Origin of the sequence: Gemmobacter aquaticus (assembly GCF_007859075.1) — a bacterium.
GTDB classification, from domain to species: domain Bacteria; phylum Pseudomonadota; class Alphaproteobacteria; order Rhodobacterales; family Rhodobacteraceae; genus Gemmobacter; species Gemmobacter aquaticus.
Map to the genome: position 1 here is coordinate 564,367 of NZ_VOAK01000011.1, position 21,164 is coordinate 585,530.

The window sequence follows — 21,164 nt, forward strand, 5'->3', positions numbered from 1 at the left end:
GCGGACAAGATCGCCTTGCCCTTGCAGGATGTGGGGGGTCAATTTTCGCCGCGGGATCACACATCCAGGTGCGTCAACGCCTGCGATGGGCGCAGGGGCCGGGATAACCAACCGGCCAGACATTTTCCGGCGCAGCAGACATATGCAGCCACTCATTACCTGTCAATCTGCGGGCAGTGGCTTGACCGATGTTCCCATTTCGTTCAGTTTTGCCTTATGTCCGCAGATGTGCCGCAAATAACCGAACCCGTCCTTCTTGCCCCCGGTCAGCGCCTTGCCCGCGGGGTGTGCCGCCATCTTTTGGGCCATGGCTTTGCGACGGTCGAGGAACTGGTGCCCGCGCCGGGGTTGCGCGTTGATGTGATGGCGCTCGGCCCCAAGGGCGAGGTCTGGGTGATCGAGTGCAAGTCGAGCCGCACCGACTTTGCTTCCGACCGGAAGTGGCAGAACTATCTGCAATGGTGCGACCGCTACTTCTGGGCAGTGGATACGGCGTTCCCGGCGGAAATACTGCCGCCCGAAACCGGGTTGATCGTCGCAGATGACTATGACGCCGCGATCCTGCGCATGGGGCCATTAACCCCGCTGGCCGGGGCGCGGCGCAAGGTGATGGTGCAGAAATTCGCCCGCCACGCGGCGCTGCGCCTTCAGGCGCTGCGCGATCCGGTGGCGGTGGGCGCGATCAGCGCTTTTTCCCCTTAGGCCCGTCGCTCATCGCGCGGGCGGCCTCGGCGGCGGCGCGCAACTCCTCGGCGATCTCTTCGGCCTCATCGGGGTCGAAATCCAGCGGCAGTTCGATCCCGCCTTCTGCCTCGACGTAGATTCGCACCATGCCCGCGTCGGTCGGGCCGATCTGCAGATTGGCGGCGATCTCGCTTTGCTTGTTGATGCTCATGTCAGTCTCCGCTTTTTCATTCGGGGTAGCGCCGAAAAACCGTGTTGGCAAGCGCGTGAGGGGGCTTGCAATCGCCGACGTGCAGGGCTACATCGCCCGCAAGTGCCGACTTAGCTCAGTTGGTTAGAGCACCAGATTGTGGATCTGGGGGTCCCCCGTTCGAGCCGGGGAGTCGGTACCATCCTTCAAAAGGCCCCGCGTTTCGCGGGGCCTTTTGCATTTCCGGGGCTTTTGCAGGGGCGCCACGGCGCTTGCGTTCCGGTGGCGGGGCACTATGGTCGCGCTCCCACCTTCTGACGGAGCCGCCATGATTCAGGACGCCACCCGCCGCATTCCCCTTGTCATTGCACGCGAGATCAACGCCCAGCCCACACAGGTTGGCGCGGCGATAGAGCTGCTGGATGGCGGTGCCACGGTGCCTTTCATCGCGCGCTACCGCAAGGAAGTGACGGGCGGCCTTGACGATTCGCAGCTGCGCATGCTGGCCGACCGGCTGACCTACCTGCGCGAGATGGAGGCACGCCGCGCTGCGATCTTCGGCTCCATCACCGAACAGGGCAAGATGACCGACGATCTGGCGGCCTCGATTGCCAAGGCCGATACCAAGGCCGAGCTTGAGGACATCTATCTGCCCTACAAGCCCAAGCGTCGCACCCGCGCGATGATTGCGCGCGAGAATGGTCTGGGTCCGCTGGCCGAGGCGATTCTCGCCGACCGCAAGGCCGACCCGTCCGCGCTGGCCGCCGGGTACATCACCGAGGCCGTGCCGGATGCCAAGGCCGCGCTGGAAGGTGCGCGCGACATCATCGCCGAAGGGCTGTCGGAAAACGCCGATCTGCTGGGCCGGTTGCGCGGGCATATGAAGGGCGCATCCGAACTGGTCGCAACCGTGATTGCGGGCAAAGAGGTCGAAGGCGCCAAGTTTTCGGATTACTTTGCCCATCGCGAAAAATGGGAAACCGCACCCTCGCACCGTGTGCTCGCCATGTTGCGCGGGCGGAACGAGGGAGTCCTCAACCTCGATCTTGAGGTGGATGCCGATGCCCCGCGTGGCCAGTCGCCTGCCGAGCGGATGTGCGGCGCGGCGCTTGAGGCCGGTGGCACGGGCGCTGGCGATCAATGGCTGCGCGAGGCTGCAAGCTGGGCATGGCGGGTCAAGCTGAAAACCTCGCTGACGCTGGATCTGATGTCCGAACTGCGCGAACGGTCCGAAGAAGAGGCGATCCGCGTCTTTGCCCGCAACCTCAAGGACCTGTTGCTGGCGGCACCTGCGGGCGGCAAGTCCACCATGGGGCTTGATCCGGGCATCCGCACCGGGGTCAAGGTCGCGGTCGTCGATGCGACGGGCAAGGTGCTCGCCACCTCGACCGTCTATCCGTTCCAGCCGAAGAATGATCTGCGCGGGGCACAGGCAGAGCTTGCCTCGCTGATCCTGAAGCACAAGGTTGAGCTGATCGCCATCGGCAACGGCACAGCCAGCCGTGAGACAGAGCGGATGGTGGCCGATCTTCTGGCGCATCTGCCGGGGCAGGGGCCAAAGCCCGTCAAGGTCGTGGTCAGCGAGGCCGGCGCCTCGGTCTATTCGGCCTCGGAACTGGCAGCGAAAGAGTTTCCGCAACTGGACGTCAGCCTGCGCGGGGCAGTGTCTATCGCCCGCCGCCTGCAAGACCCGTTGGCCGAACTGGTGAAGATCGAGCCAAAGTCGATCGGCGTGGGGCAGTATCAGCATGACGTTGACCAGCACCGGCTGGCGCGGCAGCTGGATGCCGTTGTGGAAGATGCGGTGAACGCGGTCGGGGTGGATCTGAACACCGCCTCTGGTCCGCTTCTGGCGCGCGTCTCGGGGCTTGGCCCCAGCTTGGCCGAAAGCATCGTGGCGCACCGCGACGCCAATGGCCCCTTTGCCACCCGCAAGGATCTGCTGAAGGTCGCCCGTCTTGGCCCCAAGGCGTTCGAGCAGGCGGCGGGCTTCCTGCGCATCACGGATGGCAAAGAGCCGCTCGATGCCTCAAGCGTGCACCCCGAGGCCTATGATCTGGCCCGCAAGATCGTGGCCGCCTGTGGTCGCGACATCCGCGCGCTGATGGGTGACAGTGCTGCGCTGCAACGGCTTGATCCGCGCAGCTTCATCGACGCGCGCTTTGGTCTGCCCACCGTCAAGGACATTCTGGCAGAGCTGGAAAAGCCCGGTCGCGACCCGCGCCCCAGCTTCAAGACCGCGTCCTTTGCCGACGGGGTCGAGGACATCAAGGACCTGAAGGTTGGCATGATGCTGGAAGGGACCGTGACCAACGTCGCGGCCTTTGGGGCCTTCGTCGATATCGGCGTGCATCAGGATGGGCTGGTGCATGTCAGCCAGCTTGCCGACCGGTTCGTAAAGGACCCGCATGAGGTGGTGAAGGCAGGTGATGTGGTGAAGGTGCGGGTGGTCGAGGTTGATGTGCCCCGCAAGCGCATCGGTCTGACCATGCGCAAGGACAGTGCCGATGCGCGCGATGCAGCCCGCGACCGCGCCGCCGAGCGTGGTCCGCAGCCGCCGCGCGGGGGCGGCAAGCCCGGTCCGCGCAGCGCCAGCCCGCAGCAGCCATCGGGCAGCGGTAACGCCTTTGCGGACGCGCTAAAAGGCAAGTTCGGGCGATAAGCTTTGCACAGGGGCGGCTTGCACCCGGTTGGCAGGCCCCCTAACACGCAAAGGTCAGCATCGGCAGGGGACGGCAGGCGTGGGCGATATCGCACGGATTGCGTTGGCAATCGCGGTGGGTGCGGCAGGGGGCACGCTGTTCTATGCGTTGTCCTTGCCGCTGCCCTGGATGCTCGGCGCCTTGACCGCGACGATGATGGCAAGCCTCGCCGGTCTGCGGATGCAGGGACCGGTGCGTATCCGCGCCGCTGTCGTCGCGGTCATCGGTGTGCTTCTGGGCGCGAACTTCACCCCTGATCTGATATCTCAGGCGCTGGACTGGGCGGTCTCGCTGGTGTTGCTTGCCGTCTATCTGCTGGCCTCGATCCTGCTGGTGATGCCCTGGTATCAGCGCATTGGCGGGTTCGATGCGGTGACGGCCTATTTCGCCGGCATGCCGGGTGGGCTGTCCGAGATGATCGAACTGGGCGAGGCCGCTGGTGCCGACGTGCCCCGCATCATCCTTGCGCAAAGCCTGCGGATCGTCACGACAATTGCCCTGATCGCGATCTGGTTTCGCTGGGTTCAGGGGTATGACGTCGGGCGCAACGCGGTTCAGGGTGGATTTGCAGACATCAGCTGGACTGACCTTGGCCTTCTGGCACTTGCAGCGTTGCTGGGCAGTTGGCTGGGACTGCGCCTGCGCCTGCCCGCACCGACGCTGCTTGGGCCGATGATCGTTTCCGCAGCACTCCACCTGACTGACCTGACACGCAGCGCCCCGCCGGTTGAAATCGTCATTGCGGCGCAGATCATCCTTGGAACCGTCCTTGGCTGCCGGTTTCAGGGGCTGCGTGCCCGCGCACTCGTGCCGGCGGTTGGCCTGAGCCTTGGGGCTACGGTCATCATGCTGGCACTGGCCCTTTGTTTTGCCCTGGTGATCGAGGCGGCTACTGGGCAGAGCGCCGAGCAGGTTCTGCTGGCCTACGCGCCGGGTGGCCTGACGGAGATGAGCCTTATTGCCATTGCGCTGCACGCCGAGGTTGCTTTCGTCGCGCTGCACCATGTGGTGCGGATCCTGCTGGTGATCCTTGCGGCCCCCCTGGCTTTCCGGCGCTGGAAGGGCTGAGGAGGGCGGCGGGGGGCTGTCTGCCCCCCAATGTCCCGTGCCGGGACATTCGTCGCTGAAAACCATCCCCCGGATGGTTTTCCGGGCGCGCCTCATCCCCGAGGATACTTTTGAAAAGAAGAACAGGGGCCGGCCTCAGGCAGCCGAACCGCCGATGGTCAGCCCCCCGATCAGCAGCGTGGGCTGCCCCACGCCGACCGGCACCCATTGGCCCGACTTGCCACAATTGCCGATGCCGGGGTCGAGCTTCATGTCATTGCCGATTGCGCGGATGTTCCGTAGCGCAGTCGCGCCATCGCCGATCAGCGTAGCGCCCTTGACCGGGGCCACGATCATGCCGTTTTGCACGCGGTAAGCCTCGGTGCAGGAAAACACGAATTTGCCGTTGGTGATATCAACCTGCCCGCCGCCGAAGCCCACGGCCCAGATCCCGTCCTTGAGATCGGCCAGAATCGCAGACGGGTCGTCTTTGCCGCCCAGCATGTAGGTGTTGGTCATGCGTGGCATCGGAATATGGGCAAAGCTTTCGCGGCGTCCGTTACCGGTACTGGCGGTTCCCATCAGGCGGGCGTTCTGGCGATCCTGCATGTAGCCCACCAGAACGCCGTCCTCGATCAGCACGGTGCGGTTGGATGGCGTTCCTTCATCGTCGAACGAGATCGAGCCTCGGCGGTCGGGGAGGGTGCCATCGTCGAGCACGGTCACCCCGGGTGCGGCGATGCGCTGACCCATCAACCCGGCAAAGGCCGAGGTGCCCTTGCGGTTGAAATCACCTTCAAGCCCGTGGCCGATCGCCTCATGCAGCAGGATGCCCGGCCAGCCGGGGCCAAGAACGATATCCATGACGCCGGCAGGGGCGGGGACTGCGTCCAGGTTCACCAGCGCGATGCGCAGTGCCTCACGTGCGACAGGTTGCCAGTGGCCGGGGTCGAGCAGGGCGGCAAGGCCGAAGCGACCGCCGCCGCCCATGCCGCCACTTTCGCGCCGGCCCGCCTGCTCGACGATGACCGAGATGTTGAGCCGCGCCATCGGGCGCACGTCGCTGAGGCGCAACCCTTCGGGGCGCAGGATCTCTACCTCCTGCAGGCCCGCGCTGATGGTGGCCGAAACCTGAACGACGCGGGGATCGAGGCCACGGGTGAAGGCGTCGATCTCTTTCAGCACGTCGATCTTGCCTGCGAAACTTGCATCAAGCATCGGATCGGCGTCGGTATAGAGCCGCCGGTTGGTGCCTTGCGGCGCGTCTGCCAGCGTGCCGCCCCCATCACCCACCGCCAGTCGCGCGGTCTCTACGGCGCGGGTCAGGGCCTTTTCCGAAATCTCGGTTGAATGGGCATAGCCCGCAACTTCGCCACGCACGGCGCGCAGTCCGAAACCCTCGGACGCATCATAAGAGGCGGTCTTGATCCGGCCGTCATCAAGAACCAGGGCTTCGGACCGGCGACGTTCGAGGAACAATTCCCCATCATCCGCCCCTGCGACAGCCTGTCGCAGGTTGGCCAGTGCCCGGCCCTCGTCCAGTGCGGTCTCGAACGGGCGGAAGGCGTTATCGGTCATGTCGGTGTCCTTGATCTCGATCAAATGGCGGCGGATTGTCGCACGGTTTTGCTTGTCGCGGCCCGCCTAATATGGTTTCAAAGCAAGCAGAAACAACGGGATTCTGCCCGCCTTTCGGGCATGGCCCGGCAAGCGGACATAAAGCCGCGGATGACAAGCGGTCGCAAGCCGCACACGAACGGGATGAGACATATGCGATTCATCAAACCCCTTGCCGGGCTCTCGCTCGGTTTCGCCGCCGCTCCGGCCATGGCGCAGGAGCTGGAGGTGATCGGCCGTCCGGTTGACCGCCTGATGGGATTCCAGCCCGCCGCAACAGAGCTTGCGCGCGATATCCACTGGCTGGACAACATGCTGCTCTACATCATCACGGTGATCGTGCTGTTCGTGACGGCGCTGATGGTCTACAGCTTTGTCCGCTTCAATCGCCGCGCCAATCCGACGCCCGCGAAATTCACCCACAATACCCCGATCGAGATCCTTTGGACGCTGGTCCCGATCCTGATCCTGGTGGTCATCGGCGCCTACTCGCTGCCGGTTCTGTTCAAGCAGCAGACGATCCCCGAGGCCGATATCACCGTGAAAGTCACCGGCTACCAGTGGTACTGGGGGTATGAATATGTGCAGGACGGCGTCACCCCTGCCGGCGAAGAGGCGACGCCCGTTGCCTTTGAAAGCTTCAAACTGGAGCGCGAGCAGCTGGCTGAGTTCGGTTATGACGAAGGCGACTACCTGCTGGCTACGGACACGGCCGTTGTCCTGCCCATCGGCAAGACTGTCGTGATGCAGATCACCGCCGCCGACGTGATCCATTCCTGGACCATCCCGGCCTTTGGTGTGAAGCAGGATGCCGTGCCGGGCCGTATCGCCCAGCTGTGGTTCAAGCCCGAGGTTGAGGGCATTTTCTTCGGTCAGTGCTCGGAGCTGTGCGGCAAGGATCACGCCTATATGCCGATCACTGTGAAGGTCGTGTCCGAGGCCAAATATGCCGAATGGCTGGCCAAGGCCAAGACTGGCGATGTGCAGCTTTCGTCGATCGCGGCGCCGGCGCCGGTTCAGGTCGCTGCAAACAACTGATCGGTTGAGAATTCAGCGGCTTATCCGCTGACAAGGCAGGCAAGGGCGGCGCGTCTGGAAAGACGGGCCGCCCGGTCCGACCAAGGGAACGGGAATGAGCGATATCAACGCAAATGGCGAGGTGAACGGCACCCTGACGGGTGAGGCGGGCTTTGGCGACTATGTCTCGCTGCTGAAGCCGCGCGTCATGTCTTTGGTCGTCTTTACCGCGCTGGTGGGCCTTCTGGTCGCGCCAGTCCCCGTTCATCCGTTTGTCGCATTTACCTGTGTGCTGTTCATTGCCCTTGGCGGCGGCGCATCCGGCGCGCTGAACATGTGGTGGGATGCCGACATTGACCGCGTGATGCGCCGTACCCGCAACCGACCGATCCCGTCGGGCCGCGTGCAACCGGGTGAGGCGCTTGGCCTTGGCATCGCGCTTTCCGGCCTGTCGGTGATGATGCTGTCGCTGGCCGCGAACGTGCTGGCGGGGGCGCTTCTGGCCTTTACCATCTTCTTCTACGTCGTCATCTACTCGATGTGGCTGAAACGCTCGACGCCGCAGAACATCGTCATCGGTGGTGCGGCGGGGGCCTTCCCTCCGATGATCGGCTGGGTCTGCGCGACCGGCAGCATCTCGGTCGAGGCGGTGCTGATGTTCATGCTGATCTTCATGTGGACGCCGCCGCACTTTTGGGCGCTCGCGCTGTTCATGAACAGCGACTATGAAAAGGCGGGCGTTCCGATGCTGACCGTGACCCATGGCAAGCGCGTCACCCGCAACCATGTGCTGGTCTATACGATCCTTCTGGTGCCCTTTGCGCTGGCCGCGGGCTTCACGTCGATCGGTGGGCCGACCTATCTGGCTATCTCGCTTGCGTTGAACGCGGGCTTCCTGTGGGGCGCCTGGCGCATCTGGCAGCGGGATGAGGCGACCGCTGAGGCCGATGGTTTTGCGACCGAGAAGGCTGTTTTCAAGTTCTCGCTGCTCTATCTTTTCCTGCACTTCAGCGCCTTCCTGCTTGAGGCCGCATTGAAGGGCTTTGGACTGGGAGGCTGGTAAGCGATGGCATTGCGTACCGAACATGAACTGCACCAACGTCGCCGCGGCCGAAATGTCGGCCTTGGCTTGGTGCTTGCGGCCTTTGTGGTGCTGGTTTTCGGGCTGAGCGTGGTCAAGGTCACGCGCGGCGATCCGATGCAGGGGTTCGACCATGTAGTCCGCCCCGAGATGGCCCCGGCCGATCCTGCGACAGGGGGCAACGGATGAGCGCCCCTGCACATGGCCGCACTGCGCTGAAACTGGTGGGCGTCGCCGTCACGATGGGCGCGCTCAGCTTTGCCGCTGTGCCGTTCTATGACTGGTTCTGCCGCACGACGGGTTTTGCAGGCACCGTAGGCGTTGCCGAAAAGGCGCCCGACGTGGTGCTGGAAGATACCGTGCTGGTGCGGTTTGACGCATCCAAAGCCGCCGGCATGCCGTGGAGCTTCAAGCCGCAGCAATACTCGATGCGGGTCAAGCTCGGCGAAACGGCGCTCGCCTTCTACGAGGCGCATAACCCAGCCGATCGTCCGGTCGCCGGCACCGCCAGCTTCAACGTGCAGCCCGATGCCGCCGGTGGCTATTTCACCAAGATCGAATGCTTCTGCTTTACCGAGCAGGTGCTCGCCCCCGGAGAGACGGCCATCATGCCCGTCACGTTCTTCGTCGATCCCGAATTGTTGAAGGATCCCGAGGGGCAGTTCGTGAAAGAGATCACGCTCTCTTACACATTCCATGAAACTCCGCTTCCTGAAACCGCGAGCAACGCGGATCAGGCGGCGCTGGCTGTCCCGGCTTCCGGGGCGGTCAACTGACAAGTCAACGAGGGATACTATAATGGCCCACGCCAAGAACCACGACTACCACGTCCTTCCTCCGTCGATCTGGCCCTTCCTGGGCTCGGTCGGCGCTTTCATCATGCTGTTCGGCGCGGTGCTGTGGATGCATGGCTCGGGCCCCTGGATGGGGCTGATCGGCTTTGCAGCCGTGCTTTATGTCATGTTCGGCTGGTGGGCTGACGTGATCGCCGAGGCACAGGTTGGCGACCATACGCCGGTCGTGCGGATCGGCCTGCGCTACGGCTTTATCCTGTTCATCATGTCGGAAGTGATGTTCTTCTCGGCCTGGTTCTGGTCGTTCTTCAAGCACGCGCTTTATCCGATGGGGCCGATGTCGCCGCTGGTTGATGGCGTCTTCCCGCCGGAAGGCATCCAGACCTTTGACCCCTGGCACCTGCCGCTGATCAACACGCTGATCCTGCTGTGCTCGGGCTGTGCTGCGACCTGGGCGCACCACGCGCTGGTGCATGAGAACAACCGCAAGGATCTGATCAACGGTCTGGCACTGGCGATCATCCTCGGCGTGTTCTTCACCATCCTGCAAGCCTATGAATACAGCCACGCGGCCTTTGGCTTTGCCGGAAACATCTATGGCGCGAACTTCTTCATGGCGACGGGCTTCCACGGCTTCCACGTGGTTGTCGGTACGATCTTCCTGTTTGTCTGCATGATCCGCGCGATCAAGGGCCACTTCACGCCTGAGCAGCACATCGGGCTTGAGGCTGCCGCATGGTACTGGCACTTCGTTGACGTGGTCTGGCTGTTCCTGTTTGCGGCCATCTACGTCTGGGGTCAGGGCTGATCGATCCGTCGGGGCGACACGCTCGCCCCGTCCTTCGCTGGAGCCGTCTTCCCTCGGAAGCGCGAGCCTTGTAGAAGGCGCGCGCTTTTCCTTTTTCAGCCGGAGCCCCAATGTCGCGCCGCATAATCCTTCCCCTTTTGTTCGGGCTGGTCGGGGCCGCCATCCTGATCGGACTTGGCACATGGCAGGTGCAGCGCCTGCAATGGAAAGAGGGCCTGATTGCCACCGCCGAGGCAAAGATTGCCATGCCCGCGGTCGCGCTGCCGGCCCAACCGGACCCGGTTGCCGACCGATATCTGTCCGTCACGGTGCAGGGGCGCTTTCTCGGGCCCGAGGCGCATGTCCTGACTTCCATTCAGGGGCAGGGGCCGGGCTTTCTGGTGATCGCCGCCTATCAGACCGATGACGGGCGCCGCATTCTGGTGGATCGGGGCTTCGTGCCGGAAACCGCCAAAACCGCGCCGCGCCCGCCCCGTGAGGTGGCGGTGACCGGTAACCTGAACTGGCCCGACGATGTGAACAGCGCAACCCCGCCACCCGATAAAGGGCGTGGCATCTGGTTTGGCCGCGACGTGGCCGCCATGGCCAGCGCACTGGGCACCGAACCCCTTATGCTGATCGCGCGCAGTGACACCGGTGACGGCGTGCAGGCGCAACCAGTCTCGGCCACCTTTCGCAACGATCATCTGGGCTATGCGATCACCTGGTTTTCGCTGGCGGTTGTCTGGTTGGGGATGACAGTTTCGTATCTCTGGCGTATCAGACGGCGGAACGTATGAGGGCAGCAATGCAATACATCTCGACCCGCGGGCAGGCGCCCGTCCTTTCCTTTGGCGAAGCGATGATGACCGGGCTCGCGCGTGATGGCGGGCTTTATGTTCCGGCCAGCGTTCCGACCTTCACCAAGGAAGAGATCGCGGCTCTCGCCGGTCTGCCCTACGAAGAGATCGCCTATCGCGTGATGTCGCCCTTCATGGGCGACACCTTTGCCGAGCCCGAGTTCCGCGCCCTGATCGCACGTGCCTATGCCGGTTTCGGCCACGCCGCGCGCGCGCCGCTGGTCCAGCTTGGCCCGAACCATTTCCTGCTGGAGCTGTTCCACGGGCCGACGCTGGCTTTCAAGGACTTTGCCATGCAGCTTATCGGCCAGATGATGCAGGCCGCACTCGCCAAGACTGGGGAGCGGATCACCATCGTCGGCGCAACCAGCGGCGATACCGGATCGGCTGCGATCGAGGCGTTCAAGGGGCTGGCAAATGTGGATGTGTTCATCCTCTTCCCGCATGGCCGCGTGTCCGAGGTGCAGCGCCGTCAAATGACGACCCCGCCCGACAGCAATGTTCATGCGCTGGCCATGGATGGCGACTTTGACGACTGTCAGGCCCGCGTGAAGGACATGTTCAACGATTTCGCCTTCCGCGACGGGGTGCGTCTGGCCGGGGTGAACAGCATCAACTGGGCGCGCGTGCTGGCGCAGGTGGTCTATTACTTCTCCTCGGCAGTCAGCCTCGGCGCGCCGCATCGCGCCGTCAGTTTCACCGTGCCAACCGGCAACTTCGGCGATATCTTCGCGGGCTACATTGCCCGCGAGATGGGCCTGCCGATCGACAAGCTGGTGATTGCGACCAACCAGAACGACATTCTGGATCGCGCGATGAAGTCCGGCTCTTATGTGACGGATGGGGTCAAGCCTTCGATCAGCCCGTCGATGGACATCCAGGTCTCGTCGAACTTTGAGCGCGCACTCTTCGACGCCTATGGCCGCGACGGGGCGGCCGTCGCCGCGCTCATGGCCGAGCTGAAGGCAGGCGGCTTTGCCATCAGCCAGGGCGCGCTGGAAATGTTGCGCGCCACCTTCGCCTCGGGGCGCTGCTCCGAGGATGAGACGCGCGCCACGATCAAGACGACGCTTGCCGCCACGGGTGAGCTTCTTTGCCCGCATTCGGCGGTGGGCGTGAAGGTCGCCGAAGAGAACATCGGCACCGCACCGATGATCACGCTTGCGACCGCCCATCCCGCCAAATTCCCGGATGCGGTGGAAGCTGCCAGCGGTATCCGTCCCGGATTGCCCCCCCGCATGGCCGACCTCTTTGACCGCGCCGAACGCGTAACCCGCGTGCCCAATGACCTGGCCGCCCTGCAAGCCCTTGTCCGCGAAAGGATCGCGCGTTGACCCTGCGTATTGCCACCCTGCCCAATGGTTTCCGCATCGTGACCGAGGATATGCCGGGGCTGAAATCGGCTTCGGTGGGGATCTGGGTCACTGCGGGCGGGCGGCACGAACGGGCCGAGCAGAACGGGATTGCGCATTTCCTCGAGCACATGGCCTTCAAGGGCACGGCGCGGCGCACATCGCTGCAGATCGCCGAAGAGATCGAGGATGTGGGCGGCTATATCAACGCCTATACCTCGAAAGAGATGACGGCCTACTATGCCCGTGTCCTGTCGGGCGATGTTGCGCTGGCGCTGGATGTGATTTCGGACATCGTGCTGAACCCGGTCTTTGACCCCAAGGAGATCGAGGTCGAGCGCCACGTGATCCTACAAGAGATCGGGCAGGCGCTGGATACGCCCGACGACATCATCTTCGACTGGCTGCAAGAGGTAAGTTATCCGGATCAGGCTTTTGGCCGCACGATCCTGGGCCCGACCGAGCTGGTCTCAAGTTTCACACGCGATGATCTGGTCCGCTTTGTGCACGAACATTACGGGCCTGACCAGATGATCCTGGCTGCGGCCGGCGGCATCGACCACGATGCCATCGTGGCTCAGGCGACCGAGATTTTTGGCGGGCTGACACCCGTAGGTAACTCCACACTGGAAGGCGCGCGTTTCGGCGGTGGCGAGCGGCGTGAGGTCAAGGGGCTGGAGCAGGTGCATTTCGCACTGGCGTTCGAGGCCCCCGGCTATCGCCACCCAGATGTCTATACCGCGCAGGTCTATTCGACGGCGATGGGCGGTGGCATGTCCAGCCGTCTGTTCCAGAAGATCCGCGAGGAGCGGGGGCTGTGCTATTCGATCTTCGCGCAATCGGGCGCTTATGAGGATACGGGCAGCATCACCATCTATGCCGGCACATCCGAGGACGAGATCGCCGATCTGACCACGCTGACGCTGGACGAATTGAAGCGCGCCGCCGATGACATGACCGAGGCCGAGGTTGCCCGTGCGCGGGCGCAACTGAAAGCCGGGCTGCTGATGGGGCTCGAAAGCCCGTCATCACGAGCTGAACGCAATGCGCGGCTCTTGTCGATCTGGGGGCGGGTGCCCGATGTGGACGAGGCCGTGGCCAAGATCGACGCTGTCACCACCGCAGATGTCCGGCGCGTGGCGGGCGAGCTTGCGGCCTCCCGCGCGGCGCTTGCGCTCTATGGTCCCGTCGCTGATGCGCCGGGGCTGGAGGCAATCCGGAAACGGCTGGCGGCCTGATGCTCGGCCTGCGCAGACGCGTGCGGATCGAAACAGAGCGGATGACGCTTCGTCTGCCGCAGCACGGCGATTTCCGCGACTGGTCGGCCCTGCGCGACGACAGCGCCGATTTTCTTGCGCCGTGGGAGCCGGTCTGGTCTCATGATCACCTCAGCCGCAAGGCCTTTACCAACCGCATCTATTGGGCGCAGCGCGCACAGGCGCAGGGCACCGCGCTTCCGCTTCTGATGGTCCGGCGCGAGGATCAGTGCCTTCTGGGGGCGATCACGCTCGACAACATCCGGCGCGGGCCGGTGCAGGCGGGTACGCTGGGCTACTGGATCGGTCAGCCCTTTGCCCGGCAGGGCTATATGCGCGAGGCTATCCTTGCCGTGGTGCATCACGCCTTCACGATGATGGACCTGTCGCGGATCGAGGCCGCCTGCCTGCCGGAGAATGCGCCTTCGCGTGGGGTGCTGGAAAAGACCGGGTTCAAGTACGAAGGCGTCGCGCAGGCCTATCTGCAAATCGCGGGCCGCTGGCGCAACCATGTGCTCTACGCAAACCTGCGCGCGGATCGTCGTGGGCGGACCGACGCCGGCTGACGCAAAGGTGAGCTTCCCTTGCAGTCGATTCGTGCTAATGGCAAGATATCGACAGAGCCCCGCAAAGAGGGCCAGGAGCAGTTGAAATGTATTTTGATCTTCTTTCCGCCGTTCTGGGCGGCCTTGCTGCATTGGGCACACAGTTCCTGTTTGACCCCGGTCCTGCCGCGCCCGATGACGATGCCGCGATCGAGCAGTCGCTGTTTGACGACATGCCGCAGGACGCCCGCCGCGATTGAGCTTTGCCTTAGTTTGGCCCGCAGGCTATTTGACCTGCAGAGGTAAACGCCATGCTCAATTCCGCCGATGCCGCCTTTCTGGATAGCCTGCCGCCGCACCTGCTGCGACCCGTCGCGCCCGCTGATGTCGAAGAGCCACGCGGGCGCTGGACGGGGCAGGGCGCGGCGGTTGCCATGCCGCGCACCCCGGAGGACGTTGCCCAGATCCTGCGCGCCTGTGCCTCTGCCCGCGTCGGCGTGGTGCCGCGTGCGGGGGGCACCGGGCTCGTTGGCGGGCAGTTGATGCCGGAGGGACCTGCGCCCCTGCTGTTGTCGATGGAGCGCATGGCGCGCATCCGCGCGGTTCATGCCGATGAGGCCGTGATCGAGGCCGAGGCCGGGGTCATCCTCTCTGATGTCCATGCGGCGGCCGAGGCCGTCGGGCGCATCTTCCCCCTGACGCTGGCCTCGCAGGGCTCTGCCCGGATCGGTGGGCTTCTCGGCACGAATGCCGGCGGGGTGAATGTGCTGCGCTATGGCAATACCCGCGATCTGGTGCTGGGTGTCGAGGCGGTCCTGGCGGATGGTTCGATCCTTCACGGGCTCAAACGGCTGCGCAAGGACAATACGGGCTATGACCTGCGACACCTGCTGATCGGATCTGAGGGGACACTGGGCATCATAACCGCAGCAAGCCTGCGCCTGTTCCCGCGACCAGCAACCGAAGGGGCGGCGCTCCTTGCGGTCGAGGGGCCCGAGGCTGCCCTGAGCCTGCTGGCACTGGCCGAGGCGCGGTTGCCCGGCATGATCTCGGCCTTTGAGCTGATCCATCGCCAGGGGCTGGATTTCCTGCGCGAAACGCTGCCGCAGGTGCGCCAGCCCTTCGATGTGCCGCCCGAATGGAGTGTGCTGATTGATCTGGGCCTGCCGCATGGGATCGATCCGCAAGAAGCACTGGTGGACTTGGTCGAGGCTGCCGGGGCGCTGGTGCAGGACGGGGTCATCGCCCAGTCGGGCAATCAGCGCGCGGAGCTTTGGGCGCTGCGCGAGTCGATCCCGCTTGCCAACCGGCGCATCGGCGCCGTCTCCTCGCATGACATCGCACTGCCGCCCTCGCTGTTTCCGGCCTTCATTGCCGAGGCGAACGCCGCGCTGGCACGGATCGACCGGTTCCGCATCAACTGTTTCGGCCACCTTGGCGACGGGAACCTGCATTACAATGTGTTCCCTTGCCCGGGGAGCAGTCGTGCCGATCACGACCATCAGCGCGAAGCCGTCAAGACCTGCGTCCACGATATCGTGCACCGCATGGGCGGGTCCGTCAGCGCAGAACACGGGATCGGCCGGTTGAAGGTCAAGGATCTGGAGCGCTATGCCGAACCCGCAAAACTTGCGGCGATGCGGGCAATCAAGACGGCACTCGACCCTTCGGGCATCCTCAACCCCGGCGCCGTGCTGCGGTAACCGGCAGAAAGGTGGGTATTTGGGCCAAGAGGAAGCAGGGCGCGTCTCCTTCCTCTTGGTACAAATACCCAAATCTGTCCTGATCAACGAGAAACCCCGCCGGGGTATTGATGCCCGACGGGGTGGGTGGGGTGTGTAGGACACGTTTGCAAGCAGCGCCCACCGGGCTGGGTCGGCCCGGTACCCAAGGTCTAGCGACTCGGGGTTAACGGACGGTTACCGGCTGTACGATCAAGCCTTCAGAGGCCCTCGAACGCGCAAAGCGCATGGACTTCCATTCCCATGGCTTCCAGCTTCTTGCGGCCGCCGAGGTCGGGCAGATCCACGACAAAGGCGCAGCCCACGATCTCGCCTCCAAGACGCTCGATGAGCTTGATCCCGGCCTCGGCGGTGCCACCCGTTGCCAGCAGGTCATCGACAAGCAGAACCTTTTCGCCGGGCTGAATAGCATCGTCATGCACCTCGACCACCGCCTCACCGTATTCCAGCGTGTAGGCTTGCGAGATGGTCTGGCCGGGCAGCTTGCCCTTTTTGCGGATCGGTACGAAACCACAGGACAGCTGATGCGCCACCGCGCCGCCAAGGATGAAACCGCGTGCCTCGAGCCCCACGACCTTGTCGATACGTGTGCCGGCATAGGGGTGCAGAAGCTGGTCGATCGCCATCCGAAATCCGCGCGGATCGGCAAAGAGCGTCGTCACGTCGCGAAAGAGGATCCCCTCATGCGGGAAGTCCACGATGGTGCGGATATAGTCCCTGACCGTCTTGCCCCGTGCGGGGGCGGCCTTGCCCGGTTGTGTCATCTGCATCTCTTCGTTTGATCGGTTTCGAATCGTCAGCCCAGCACCCGCCCGGCAACGGCGTCGAGCCGCGCAAGGGTCGCGCGATCACGCCGGTCAGGGGCCGTCATCACGGCATGATCAAGCGCGCGGTCGCAGCCACAGGGGCAGGGCGCTCGGGTAGCGCCCAGAAGGTCCGGAAGCCCCGCGATCATCGCCTTGGCGGTGCCGGCGTTCCGTGTGAGCACTGCGATCACCTGCGCCACATCCACCGCGCCATGCCCTTCGTGCCAGCAGTCGTAATCGGTGACCATCGCGACCGAGGCGTAGCAAAGCTCAGCCTCGCGCGCGAGGCGTGCCTCGGGCATCGCGGTCATGCCGATCACGTCACAGCCCCAGGAACGGTAAAGGTTCGATTCGGCGCGCGTCGAAAACTGTGGTCCCTCGATAGCCAGATAGGTGCCGCCCCTGTGGACCGTGGCCCCGGTCGGTTGCAGGGCGCGGGCGCAGGCCTCCGACAGCGCGGCGCAGACCGGATCGGCAAGGCTGACATGGGCCACGCATCCTTCCCCGAAAAAGCTCGCAGGCCGCGCGCAGGTGCGGTCGATGAACTGATCCAGCACCACCATGTCGCCGGGCGCAAAATCCTCACGCAGGGAACCCACCGCCGATACGGCGATCAGGTCGGTGCATCCCAATCGTTTCAACGCGTCGATATTGGCCCGGAAAGGCACTTCGGTCGGCAGATGCACATGGCCCCGGCCGTGACGCGGCAGAAAGCACATGGGGACGCCGCCCAGCGTGCCTGTCAGGATCTCGTCCGAAGGCGCCCCCCATGGGGTTTCGACCACCGTCCACGCGGCATCCTGCAGTCCCTCGATCTGATAGACCCCCGATCCGCCGATCACCCCGATCTTGCGCTGCATCCGCACCTCCTGAATTTTGCGCCAGACTAAGGGCGCACGCGGGTTTCGCCAAGGTGCCGCAGTCACGGGACTATGGTCTTTTCCCTGTCGCCTTCGCGTGTTACGCGCGGTCTTGTCCGGGTCGAGCATGGACCCGACAGTGGCCGCAAAGGTCAGGGAGGGGTAATGTATCAGCTGGAAGAGGAAACCGACGCCGACTGGTGGGAAGTAGAGGCGCTTTATGATCTCTGCTTTGCACCCGGGCGCACGGCGCTGTCTTCCTATCGCCTGCGTGACGGCGTGGACAAGGTTGCCCCCCTTTGTCTCGTGCTGCGGGACGAGACCGAGACGCTGGCAGCAGTCATCCGCTATTGGCCGGTTCAGGTGGGGGGCAAGGCGGTCTTGCTGCTCGGTCCCGTTGCCGTGCACCCGACCCGTCAGGGAGAAGGGCTTGGAGGCCTTCTGATCAACGAAAGTCTGGCCGAGGCCAAGCGGCTTGGCTGGGAGCGCGTCATGCTGGTGGGCGACGCGCCCTATTACCAGCGCTTCGGCTTTCGCAAGCTTCAGGGCGTGATCATGCCCCCGCCCACGAACCCCGATCGGGTACTGGGGCTTGATCTGGTGCGCGACGCCTGGGCAGGCGTGACAGGGCAAGTCGAAAAATACACGGGTTCTGCGTGAGCTTGGGCAGTTGCGCGCACGCCCGGCGATGCCTACCTTTGCTGGTATGAGCGACGACGCCACGCCCCAGTCCCCGGCCCAACTTCCGGCGCATCCTTCGGCGCCCTTTCCCGAATTTGAGATCGCAGAGCTTGCGAAGCGCGCCCGCAAGGCGGGTGGGCCGTTGGTCACGCTGCTGCAAAAGTTGGGCAACCGGATCGAGGGGCAACTGCGCCTGCTGCCGGAACCGGCGCGGCGGCAGATCGACGCGATCACCATTGCCAGCCTCGAACGCGCGCTTGGGGTCGCGTCCCTTGGTCGACATGCCCCCGACCTTGGCCCCTCGGCTGCACCGATTGCCGCCGCGATCAGCGGGGCAGCGGGCGGGGCGGGGGGGATTGCGACCTCCATCGCGGAACTGCCACTCACCATCACCCTGATCCTTGGCACCATCCGCGCCGCGGCCGAGGCCGAAGGCTTCGATCCCGACGATCCTGCGATCAAGGCCGAGATCCTGCGTTGCTTTGCCACCGGCACGCCGCTTGGGGGGGATGACGGGGTGAATACCGCCTTTATCGGTGCGCGACTGACCGTGACAGGCCCTGCGCTCAACCGTTTGATCGCAACGCTTGCCCCGCGCATTGCCGCGACGCTTGGTCAAAAGCTTGCCGCGCAGGCCGTTCCTGTTCTGGGGGCGATTTCGGGCGCGGCGGTGAACGCGGCCTTTCTTAGCCACTACCGCGAACTTGCGCGCATCCGCTTTCGCCTGCTGCGACTGGCGCGCGATCACGGCGCCGAAAGGGTGATCGCCCGGTTCTCCGAGGCGGCCAGCGTCAAGCCGCTGCTCGGCTCGGCCTGACGGTGCCCCCTATTCCCCCTGCGCGGCCAGCCAGTCCATGACAATCGGACGCACCGTTTCAACCCCTTGTGCCAGAGCGTCGTCGATCACGCCGCGCGCAGCCTTCAGATCGACCTGCCGCAGAAGCGATTTCACCGGCCCGATTGACGCGGGGCGCATCGACAGCGTGCCATAGCCAAGCGCCGCAAAGACCATGGCCTCGACAGGCCGTCCCGCGTCCTCGCCGCAGAAGGACAGCGTCGTTCCGTTTTCCGCGCAGCGATCCGAGATCAGCCGCAGGAAGCGCAGGAACGAGCTGTTCAACGTGTCATAGCGGCGGCGCACACGTTCGTTTTCGCGGTCGGCGGCAAAGAAGAACTGCTTGAGGTCATTGCCCCCGACCGAGATGAAGTCGGTCAACCGGAAGAACTCATCCGGCGCATAGGCGAGGCTCGGCGTTTCCAGCATGGCGCCGATACGCAACTCGGATGGCACCTGACGACCGAGGGCCGCTTCGCGGTCGCGCTGGTGCAGCACGGCACTGCGCGCTGCGTTGAACTCGGAAAGCTCGGTGATGAAGGGGAACATCACCGTCAGCGGTCGCCCGGCTGCTGCCCGGATCAGCGCCTGCGCCTGCATGTGCAGGACGCCCGGCTTGTCGAGGCCCACCCGGATCGCGCGCCAACCCATCGCCGGGTTCGGCTCGTCCTGCGGCTTCATATAGGGCAGCACCTTGTCCGAGCCGATGTCGAGCGTGCGGAAGGCCACCGGCCTGCCTCTGGCCGCATCCATCACGCGCGCGTAGAGCTTGGCCAGCTCATCCCGCTTTGGCATCTGATTGCGGATCAGGAATTGCAGTTCGGTCCGGAAGAGGCCAACCCCCTCGGCCCCCGAACCGACGATCGAGGGCAGGTCGGCCATCAGCCCCGCGTTCATGTAAAGCCGGGTCACCGTGCCGCATTTCGATTGCGCGGGCAGGTTGCGCAGCGAGGCATAACGCTCTTGCGCCTTGGCCTGCATCGCCATCTTGTCGCGGAAGCTGCGCACGACCATGTCGTCGGGGCGCAGATGGACAATGCCCTGATCGCCATCGACCAGAATGTGGTCGCCGTTCAGCGCCTCGGCGATGATGCGGTCTGCATGGATCACCAGTGGAATGGCCAGCGCGCGGGCGACAATCGCGGCATGGCTGCCGACCGAACCTTCCTCAAGCACCACCCCGCGCAGCTTCTTGCCATAGTCCAGAAGCTCGGCCGGGCCGATGTTGCGGGCGACAAGGATCGGGTCCTCGGGCATCTGCGCGCCAGTGTCCTGTCCCTGACCGGTCAGGATGCGCAGCAGCCGGTTCGACAGATCGTCGAGATCGTTCAGCCGGTCGCGCAGATAGGCATCCTCGACCTGCTCCATTCGGGCACGGGCGGCGGACTGTTCCTTCTCCACCGCCGCCTCAGCCGAAAGGCCGCGCGCGATGTCTTCTTCCATCCGTTTCAGCCACCCGCGCGAGTTGGCGAACATCCGGTAGGCCTCAAGCACCTGACGCTGTTCCTTGTCCAGCGCCTCGGCGTGCAGCAGATCCTCGATCGAGACGCGCAGTTGGCCTACCGCCTCGCGGATGCGCTCTATCTCGGTCAGTGGATCGTCGGCAACGGGGTTCGTCACCACCACGCGGGGTTCGTGCAGCCAGACATGGCCTTCGGCCGCACCTTCCTGCGCCATGCCGCCACGAAAGAGGCGCGGCTGTTTGTGCAGGGCCTTCATGCCGCCTTCATCGCCAAGGAAGGCGCCAAGCTCGGTCATCTCGGCCAGCACCATGGCGACGACTTCCAGTGCGTAGACATCGTCGTCAGAGAACTGCCGGGCGGTGCGCGACTGTACGACCAGCACGCCGAGCCGCTCGCCGACACGTTGGATCGGCACGCCAAGGAAGCTCGAGTAAATCTCTTCGCCTGTCTCGGGCATGTAGCGGAAGCCGCGTTCCGACGGGGCGTCGGCGGTGTTCACGGGGGTTGCGGTGCGCGCCACGCGGCCCACCAGACCTTCACCCACCTTCATCCGCGTCTTGTGGACGGCCTCTTTCTTCAACCCTTCGGTCGCGCAGAGCTCCAGCGTGTCCTCATCGCGGAACAGATAGATCGAGCAGACCTCGGTGTGCATCGAATCGGCAATGAGATGGGTAATGCGGTCGAGCCGGTCCTGCCCCTTGCCGGGGAGCGCCAGACTGTCACGCAGACGCCGAAGCAGTTTGCGGCTGTCACTCTCACTGCGTTCCGGCATGATCCTCCCCACGATCCGATCGTCGCCCCATCCTTAGAACACGGCCCCGGAAAAAGAAACGCCCGTGCGCGGC

General features: G+C 64.4%; 21 protein-coding genes and 1 tRNA gene. 17 read left to right on the top strand and 5 right to left on the bottom strand.

From position 1 onward, the window contains the following. Positions 1-216 precede the first annotated feature (216 nt). Complete coding sequence (locus FQU74_RS04810; RefSeq protein WP_146285285.1) at positions 217-702, top strand: MmcB family DNA repair protein; 486 nt, start codon at positions 217-219, stop codon at positions 700-702. On the opposite strand, the gene FQU74_RS04815 is transcribed toward FQU74_RS04810, so the two are convergent. Next, positions 683-895 (bottom strand): DUF6324 family protein, encoded by a 213-nt coding sequence (locus tag FQU74_RS04815; protein ID WP_146285286.1) that lies wholly within the window; start codon positions 893-895, stop codon positions 683-685. The two genes, FQU74_RS04810 and FQU74_RS04815, sit on opposite strands and share 20 nt — an antisense overlap. 104 nt (positions 896-999) lie before the next feature. Here FQU74_RS04815 and FQU74_RS04820 point away from each other — a divergent pair. The 3 genes from FQU74_RS04820 (at position 1,000) to FQU74_RS04830 (ending at position 4,644) form a co-directional block, all read left to right on the top strand. Then, positions 1,000-1,076, top strand: a tRNA-His gene (locus tag FQU74_RS04820). 126 nt (positions 1,077-1,202) lie between these two features. Beyond that, a complete protein-coding gene (locus FQU74_RS04825) occupies positions 1,203-3,536 on the top strand; it encodes a Tex family protein (protein WP_146285287.1) in 2,334 nt (777 codons plus the stop codon). 79 nt (positions 3,537-3,615) lie between these two features. Next, positions 3,616-4,644: an AbrB family transcriptional regulator gene (locus FQU74_RS04830; protein WP_229704321.1), complete on the top strand. Its 1,029-nt coding sequence runs from the start codon at positions 3,616-3,618 to the stop codon at positions 4,642-4,644. 135 nt (positions 4,645-4,779) lie between these two features. Here the strand turns inward: FQU74_RS04830 and tldD are convergent, their stop codons facing one another. Next, entirely contained in the window at positions 4,780-6,201 is a 1,422-nt protein-coding gene (gene tldD / locus FQU74_RS04835; protein WP_146285288.1) for a metalloprotease TldD, read from the bottom strand. A 192-nt stretch (positions 6,202-6,393) separates the two neighbouring features. On the opposite strand from tldD, the gene coxB reads away from it, so the two are divergent. The 11 genes from coxB to FQU74_RS04885 all read left to right on the top strand — a co-directional run bounded on the left by coxB (position 6,394) and on the right by FQU74_RS04885 (position 15,635). Continuing rightward, positions 6,394-7,278 (top strand): cytochrome c oxidase subunit II, encoded by an 885-nt coding sequence (gene coxB, locus FQU74_RS04840; protein WP_146285289.1) that lies wholly within the window; start codon positions 6,394-6,396, stop codon positions 7,276-7,278. 94 nt (positions 7,279-7,372) lie between these two features. After that, positions 7,373-8,320 carry a heme o synthase gene (gene cyoE, locus FQU74_RS04845; RefSeq protein ID WP_146285290.1) on the top strand — a complete coding sequence of 316 codons (948 nt, stop codon included), beginning with the start codon at positions 7,373-7,375 and terminating at the stop codon, positions 8,318-8,320. A gap of 3 nt (positions 8,321-8,323) precedes the next feature. Beyond that, the gene (locus FQU74_RS04850) at positions 8,324-8,527 is read left to right on the top strand and encodes a hypothetical protein (RefSeq protein WP_146285291.1); all 204 of its coding nucleotides are present in this window, start codon (positions 8,324-8,326) and stop codon (positions 8,525-8,527) included. After that, positions 8,524-9,114, top strand: coding sequence for a cytochrome c oxidase assembly protein (locus FQU74_RS04855; protein ID WP_146285292.1), 591 nt, complete (start codon positions 8,524-8,526; stop codon positions 9,112-9,114). Before FQU74_RS04850 ends, FQU74_RS04855 begins: the two co-directional genes overlap by 4 nt. A 22-nt stretch (positions 9,115-9,136) precedes the next feature. Then, the gene (locus FQU74_RS04860) at positions 9,137-9,940 is read left to right on the top strand and encodes a cytochrome c oxidase subunit 3 (protein ID WP_146285293.1); all 804 of its coding nucleotides are present in this window, start codon (positions 9,137-9,139) and stop codon (positions 9,938-9,940) included. Positions 9,941-10,050: 110 nt separating this feature from the next. Next, positions 10,051-10,719, top strand: a complete 669-nt coding sequence (locus FQU74_RS04865) for an SURF1 family protein (protein WP_146285294.1) — start codon at positions 10,051-10,053, stop codon at positions 10,717-10,719. 8 nt (positions 10,720-10,727) lie between these two features. Further along, positions 10,728-12,113: a threonine synthase gene (gene thrC / locus FQU74_RS04870; protein ID WP_146285295.1), complete on the top strand. Its 1,386-nt coding sequence runs from the start codon at positions 10,728-10,730 to the stop codon at positions 12,111-12,113. Next, on the top strand, positions 12,110-13,369 hold the full coding sequence (locus tag FQU74_RS04875) for a M16 family metallopeptidase (RefSeq protein ID WP_146285296.1): 1,260 nt from the start codon (positions 12,110-12,112) through the stop codon (positions 13,367-13,369). The genes thrC and FQU74_RS04875 overlap by 4 nt, the downstream gene beginning before the upstream one ends. Beyond that, positions 13,369-13,953, top strand: coding sequence for a GNAT family N-acetyltransferase (locus FQU74_RS04880; RefSeq protein ID WP_146285297.1), 585 nt, complete (start codon positions 13,369-13,371; stop codon positions 13,951-13,953). The genes FQU74_RS04875 and FQU74_RS04880 overlap by 1 nt, the downstream gene beginning before the upstream one ends. Before the next feature lie 86 nt (positions 13,954-14,039). Next, entirely contained in the window at positions 14,040-14,192 is a 153-nt protein-coding gene (locus FQU74_RS19235) for a hypothetical protein (protein ID WP_158635531.1), read from the top strand. 51 nt (positions 14,193-14,243) lie between these two features. Further along, entirely contained in the window at positions 14,244-15,635 is a 1,392-nt protein-coding gene (locus tag FQU74_RS04885; RefSeq protein WP_146285298.1) for an FAD-binding oxidoreductase, read from the top strand. A gap of 239 nt (positions 15,636-15,874) precedes the next feature. Here FQU74_RS04885 and FQU74_RS04890 read toward each other — a convergent pair whose 3' ends face one another. Both FQU74_RS04890 and FQU74_RS04895 read right to left on the bottom strand, forming a co-directional pair. After that, positions 15,875-16,438: an adenine phosphoribosyltransferase gene (locus FQU74_RS04890; protein ID WP_146285299.1), complete on the bottom strand. Its 564-nt coding sequence runs from the start codon at positions 16,436-16,438 to the stop codon at positions 15,875-15,877. A gap of 32 nt (positions 16,439-16,470) precedes the next feature. Next, a complete protein-coding gene (locus tag FQU74_RS04895) occupies positions 16,471-17,340 on the bottom strand; it encodes an S-methyl-5'-thioadenosine phosphorylase (protein ID WP_146285300.1) in 870 nt (289 codons plus the stop codon). Positions 17,341-17,505: 165 nt separating this feature from the next. Here FQU74_RS04895 and FQU74_RS04900 point away from each other — a divergent pair, with 165 nt between their 5' ends. Further along, on the top strand, positions 17,506-18,000 hold the full coding sequence (locus FQU74_RS04900; protein WP_146285301.1) for a GNAT family N-acetyltransferase: 495 nt from the start codon (positions 17,506-17,508) through the stop codon (positions 17,998-18,000). Between the two features lie 46 nt (positions 18,001-18,046). Beyond that, positions 18,047-18,838, top strand: a complete 792-nt coding sequence (locus FQU74_RS04905; protein ID WP_146286209.1) for an EcsC family protein — start codon at positions 18,047-18,049, stop codon at positions 18,836-18,838. Positions 18,839-18,847: 9 nt separating this feature from the next. On the opposite strand, the gene ptsP is transcribed toward FQU74_RS04905, so the two are convergent. Next, on the bottom strand, positions 18,848-21,091 hold the full coding sequence (gene ptsP, locus FQU74_RS04910; protein WP_146285302.1) for a phosphoenolpyruvate--protein phosphotransferase: 2,244 nt from the start codon (positions 21,089-21,091) through the stop codon (positions 18,848-18,850). Between the last annotated feature and the right edge of the window lie 73 nt (positions 21,092-21,164).

Bases quoted from the DNA above. Each gene is read 5' to 3' on its own strand.
- FQU74_RS04810 (WP_146285285.1), top strand. From the start codon at position 217: ATGTCCGCAGATGTGCCGCAAATAACCGAACCCGTCCTTCTTGCCCCC.
- FQU74_RS04815 (WP_146285286.1), bottom strand. From the start codon at position 895: ATGAGCATCAACAAGCAAAGCGAGATCGCCGCCAATCTGCAGATCGGC.
- FQU74_RS04825 (WP_146285287.1), top strand. From the start codon at position 1,203: ATGATTCAGGACGCCACCCGCCGCATTCCCCTTGTCATTGCACGCGAG.
- tldD (WP_146285288.1), bottom strand. From the start codon at position 6,201: ATGACCGATAACGCCTTCCGCCCGTTCGAGACCGCACTGGACGAGGGC.
- coxB (WP_146285289.1), top strand. From the start codon at position 6,394: ATGCGATTCATCAAACCCCTTGCCGGGCTCTCGCTCGGTTTCGCCGCC.
- cyoE (WP_146285290.1), top strand. From the start codon at position 7,373: ATGAGCGATATCAACGCAAATGGCGAGGTGAACGGCACCCTGACGGGT.
- FQU74_RS04850 (WP_146285291.1), top strand. From the start codon at position 8,324: ATGGCATTGCGTACCGAACATGAACTGCACCAACGTCGCCGCGGCCGA.
- FQU74_RS04855 (WP_146285292.1), top strand. From the start codon at position 8,524: ATGAGCGCCCCTGCACATGGCCGCACTGCGCTGAAACTGGTGGGCGTC.
- FQU74_RS04860 (WP_146285293.1), top strand. From the start codon at position 9,137: ATGGCCCACGCCAAGAACCACGACTACCACGTCCTTCCTCCGTCGATC.
- FQU74_RS04865 (WP_146285294.1), top strand. From the start codon at position 10,051: ATGTCGCGCCGCATAATCCTTCCCCTTTTGTTCGGGCTGGTCGGGGCC.
- thrC (WP_146285295.1), top strand. From the start codon at position 10,728: ATGCAATACATCTCGACCCGCGGGCAGGCGCCCGTCCTTTCCTTTGGC.
- FQU74_RS04880 (WP_146285297.1), top strand. From the start codon at position 13,369: ATGCTCGGCCTGCGCAGACGCGTGCGGATCGAAACAGAGCGGATGACG.
- FQU74_RS19235 (WP_158635531.1), top strand. From the start codon at position 14,040: ATGTATTTTGATCTTCTTTCCGCCGTTCTGGGCGGCCTTGCTGCATTG.
- FQU74_RS04885 (WP_146285298.1), top strand. From the start codon at position 14,244: ATGCTCAATTCCGCCGATGCCGCCTTTCTGGATAGCCTGCCGCCGCAC.
- FQU74_RS04890 (WP_146285299.1), bottom strand. From the start codon at position 16,438: ATGACACAACCGGGCAAGGCCGCCCCCGCACGGGGCAAGACGGTCAGG.
- FQU74_RS04895 (WP_146285300.1), bottom strand. From the start codon at position 17,340: ATGCAGCGCAAGATCGGGGTGATCGGCGGATCGGGGGTCTATCAGATC.
- FQU74_RS04900 (WP_146285301.1), top strand. From the start codon at position 17,506: ATGTATCAGCTGGAAGAGGAAACCGACGCCGACTGGTGGGAAGTAGAG.
- FQU74_RS04905 (WP_146286209.1), top strand. From the start codon at position 18,047: ATGAGCGACGACGCCACGCCCCAGTCCCCGGCCCAACTTCCGGCGCAT.
- ptsP (WP_146285302.1), bottom strand. From the start codon at position 21,091: ATGCCGGAACGCAGTGAGAGTGACAGCCGCAAACTGCTTCGGCGTCTG.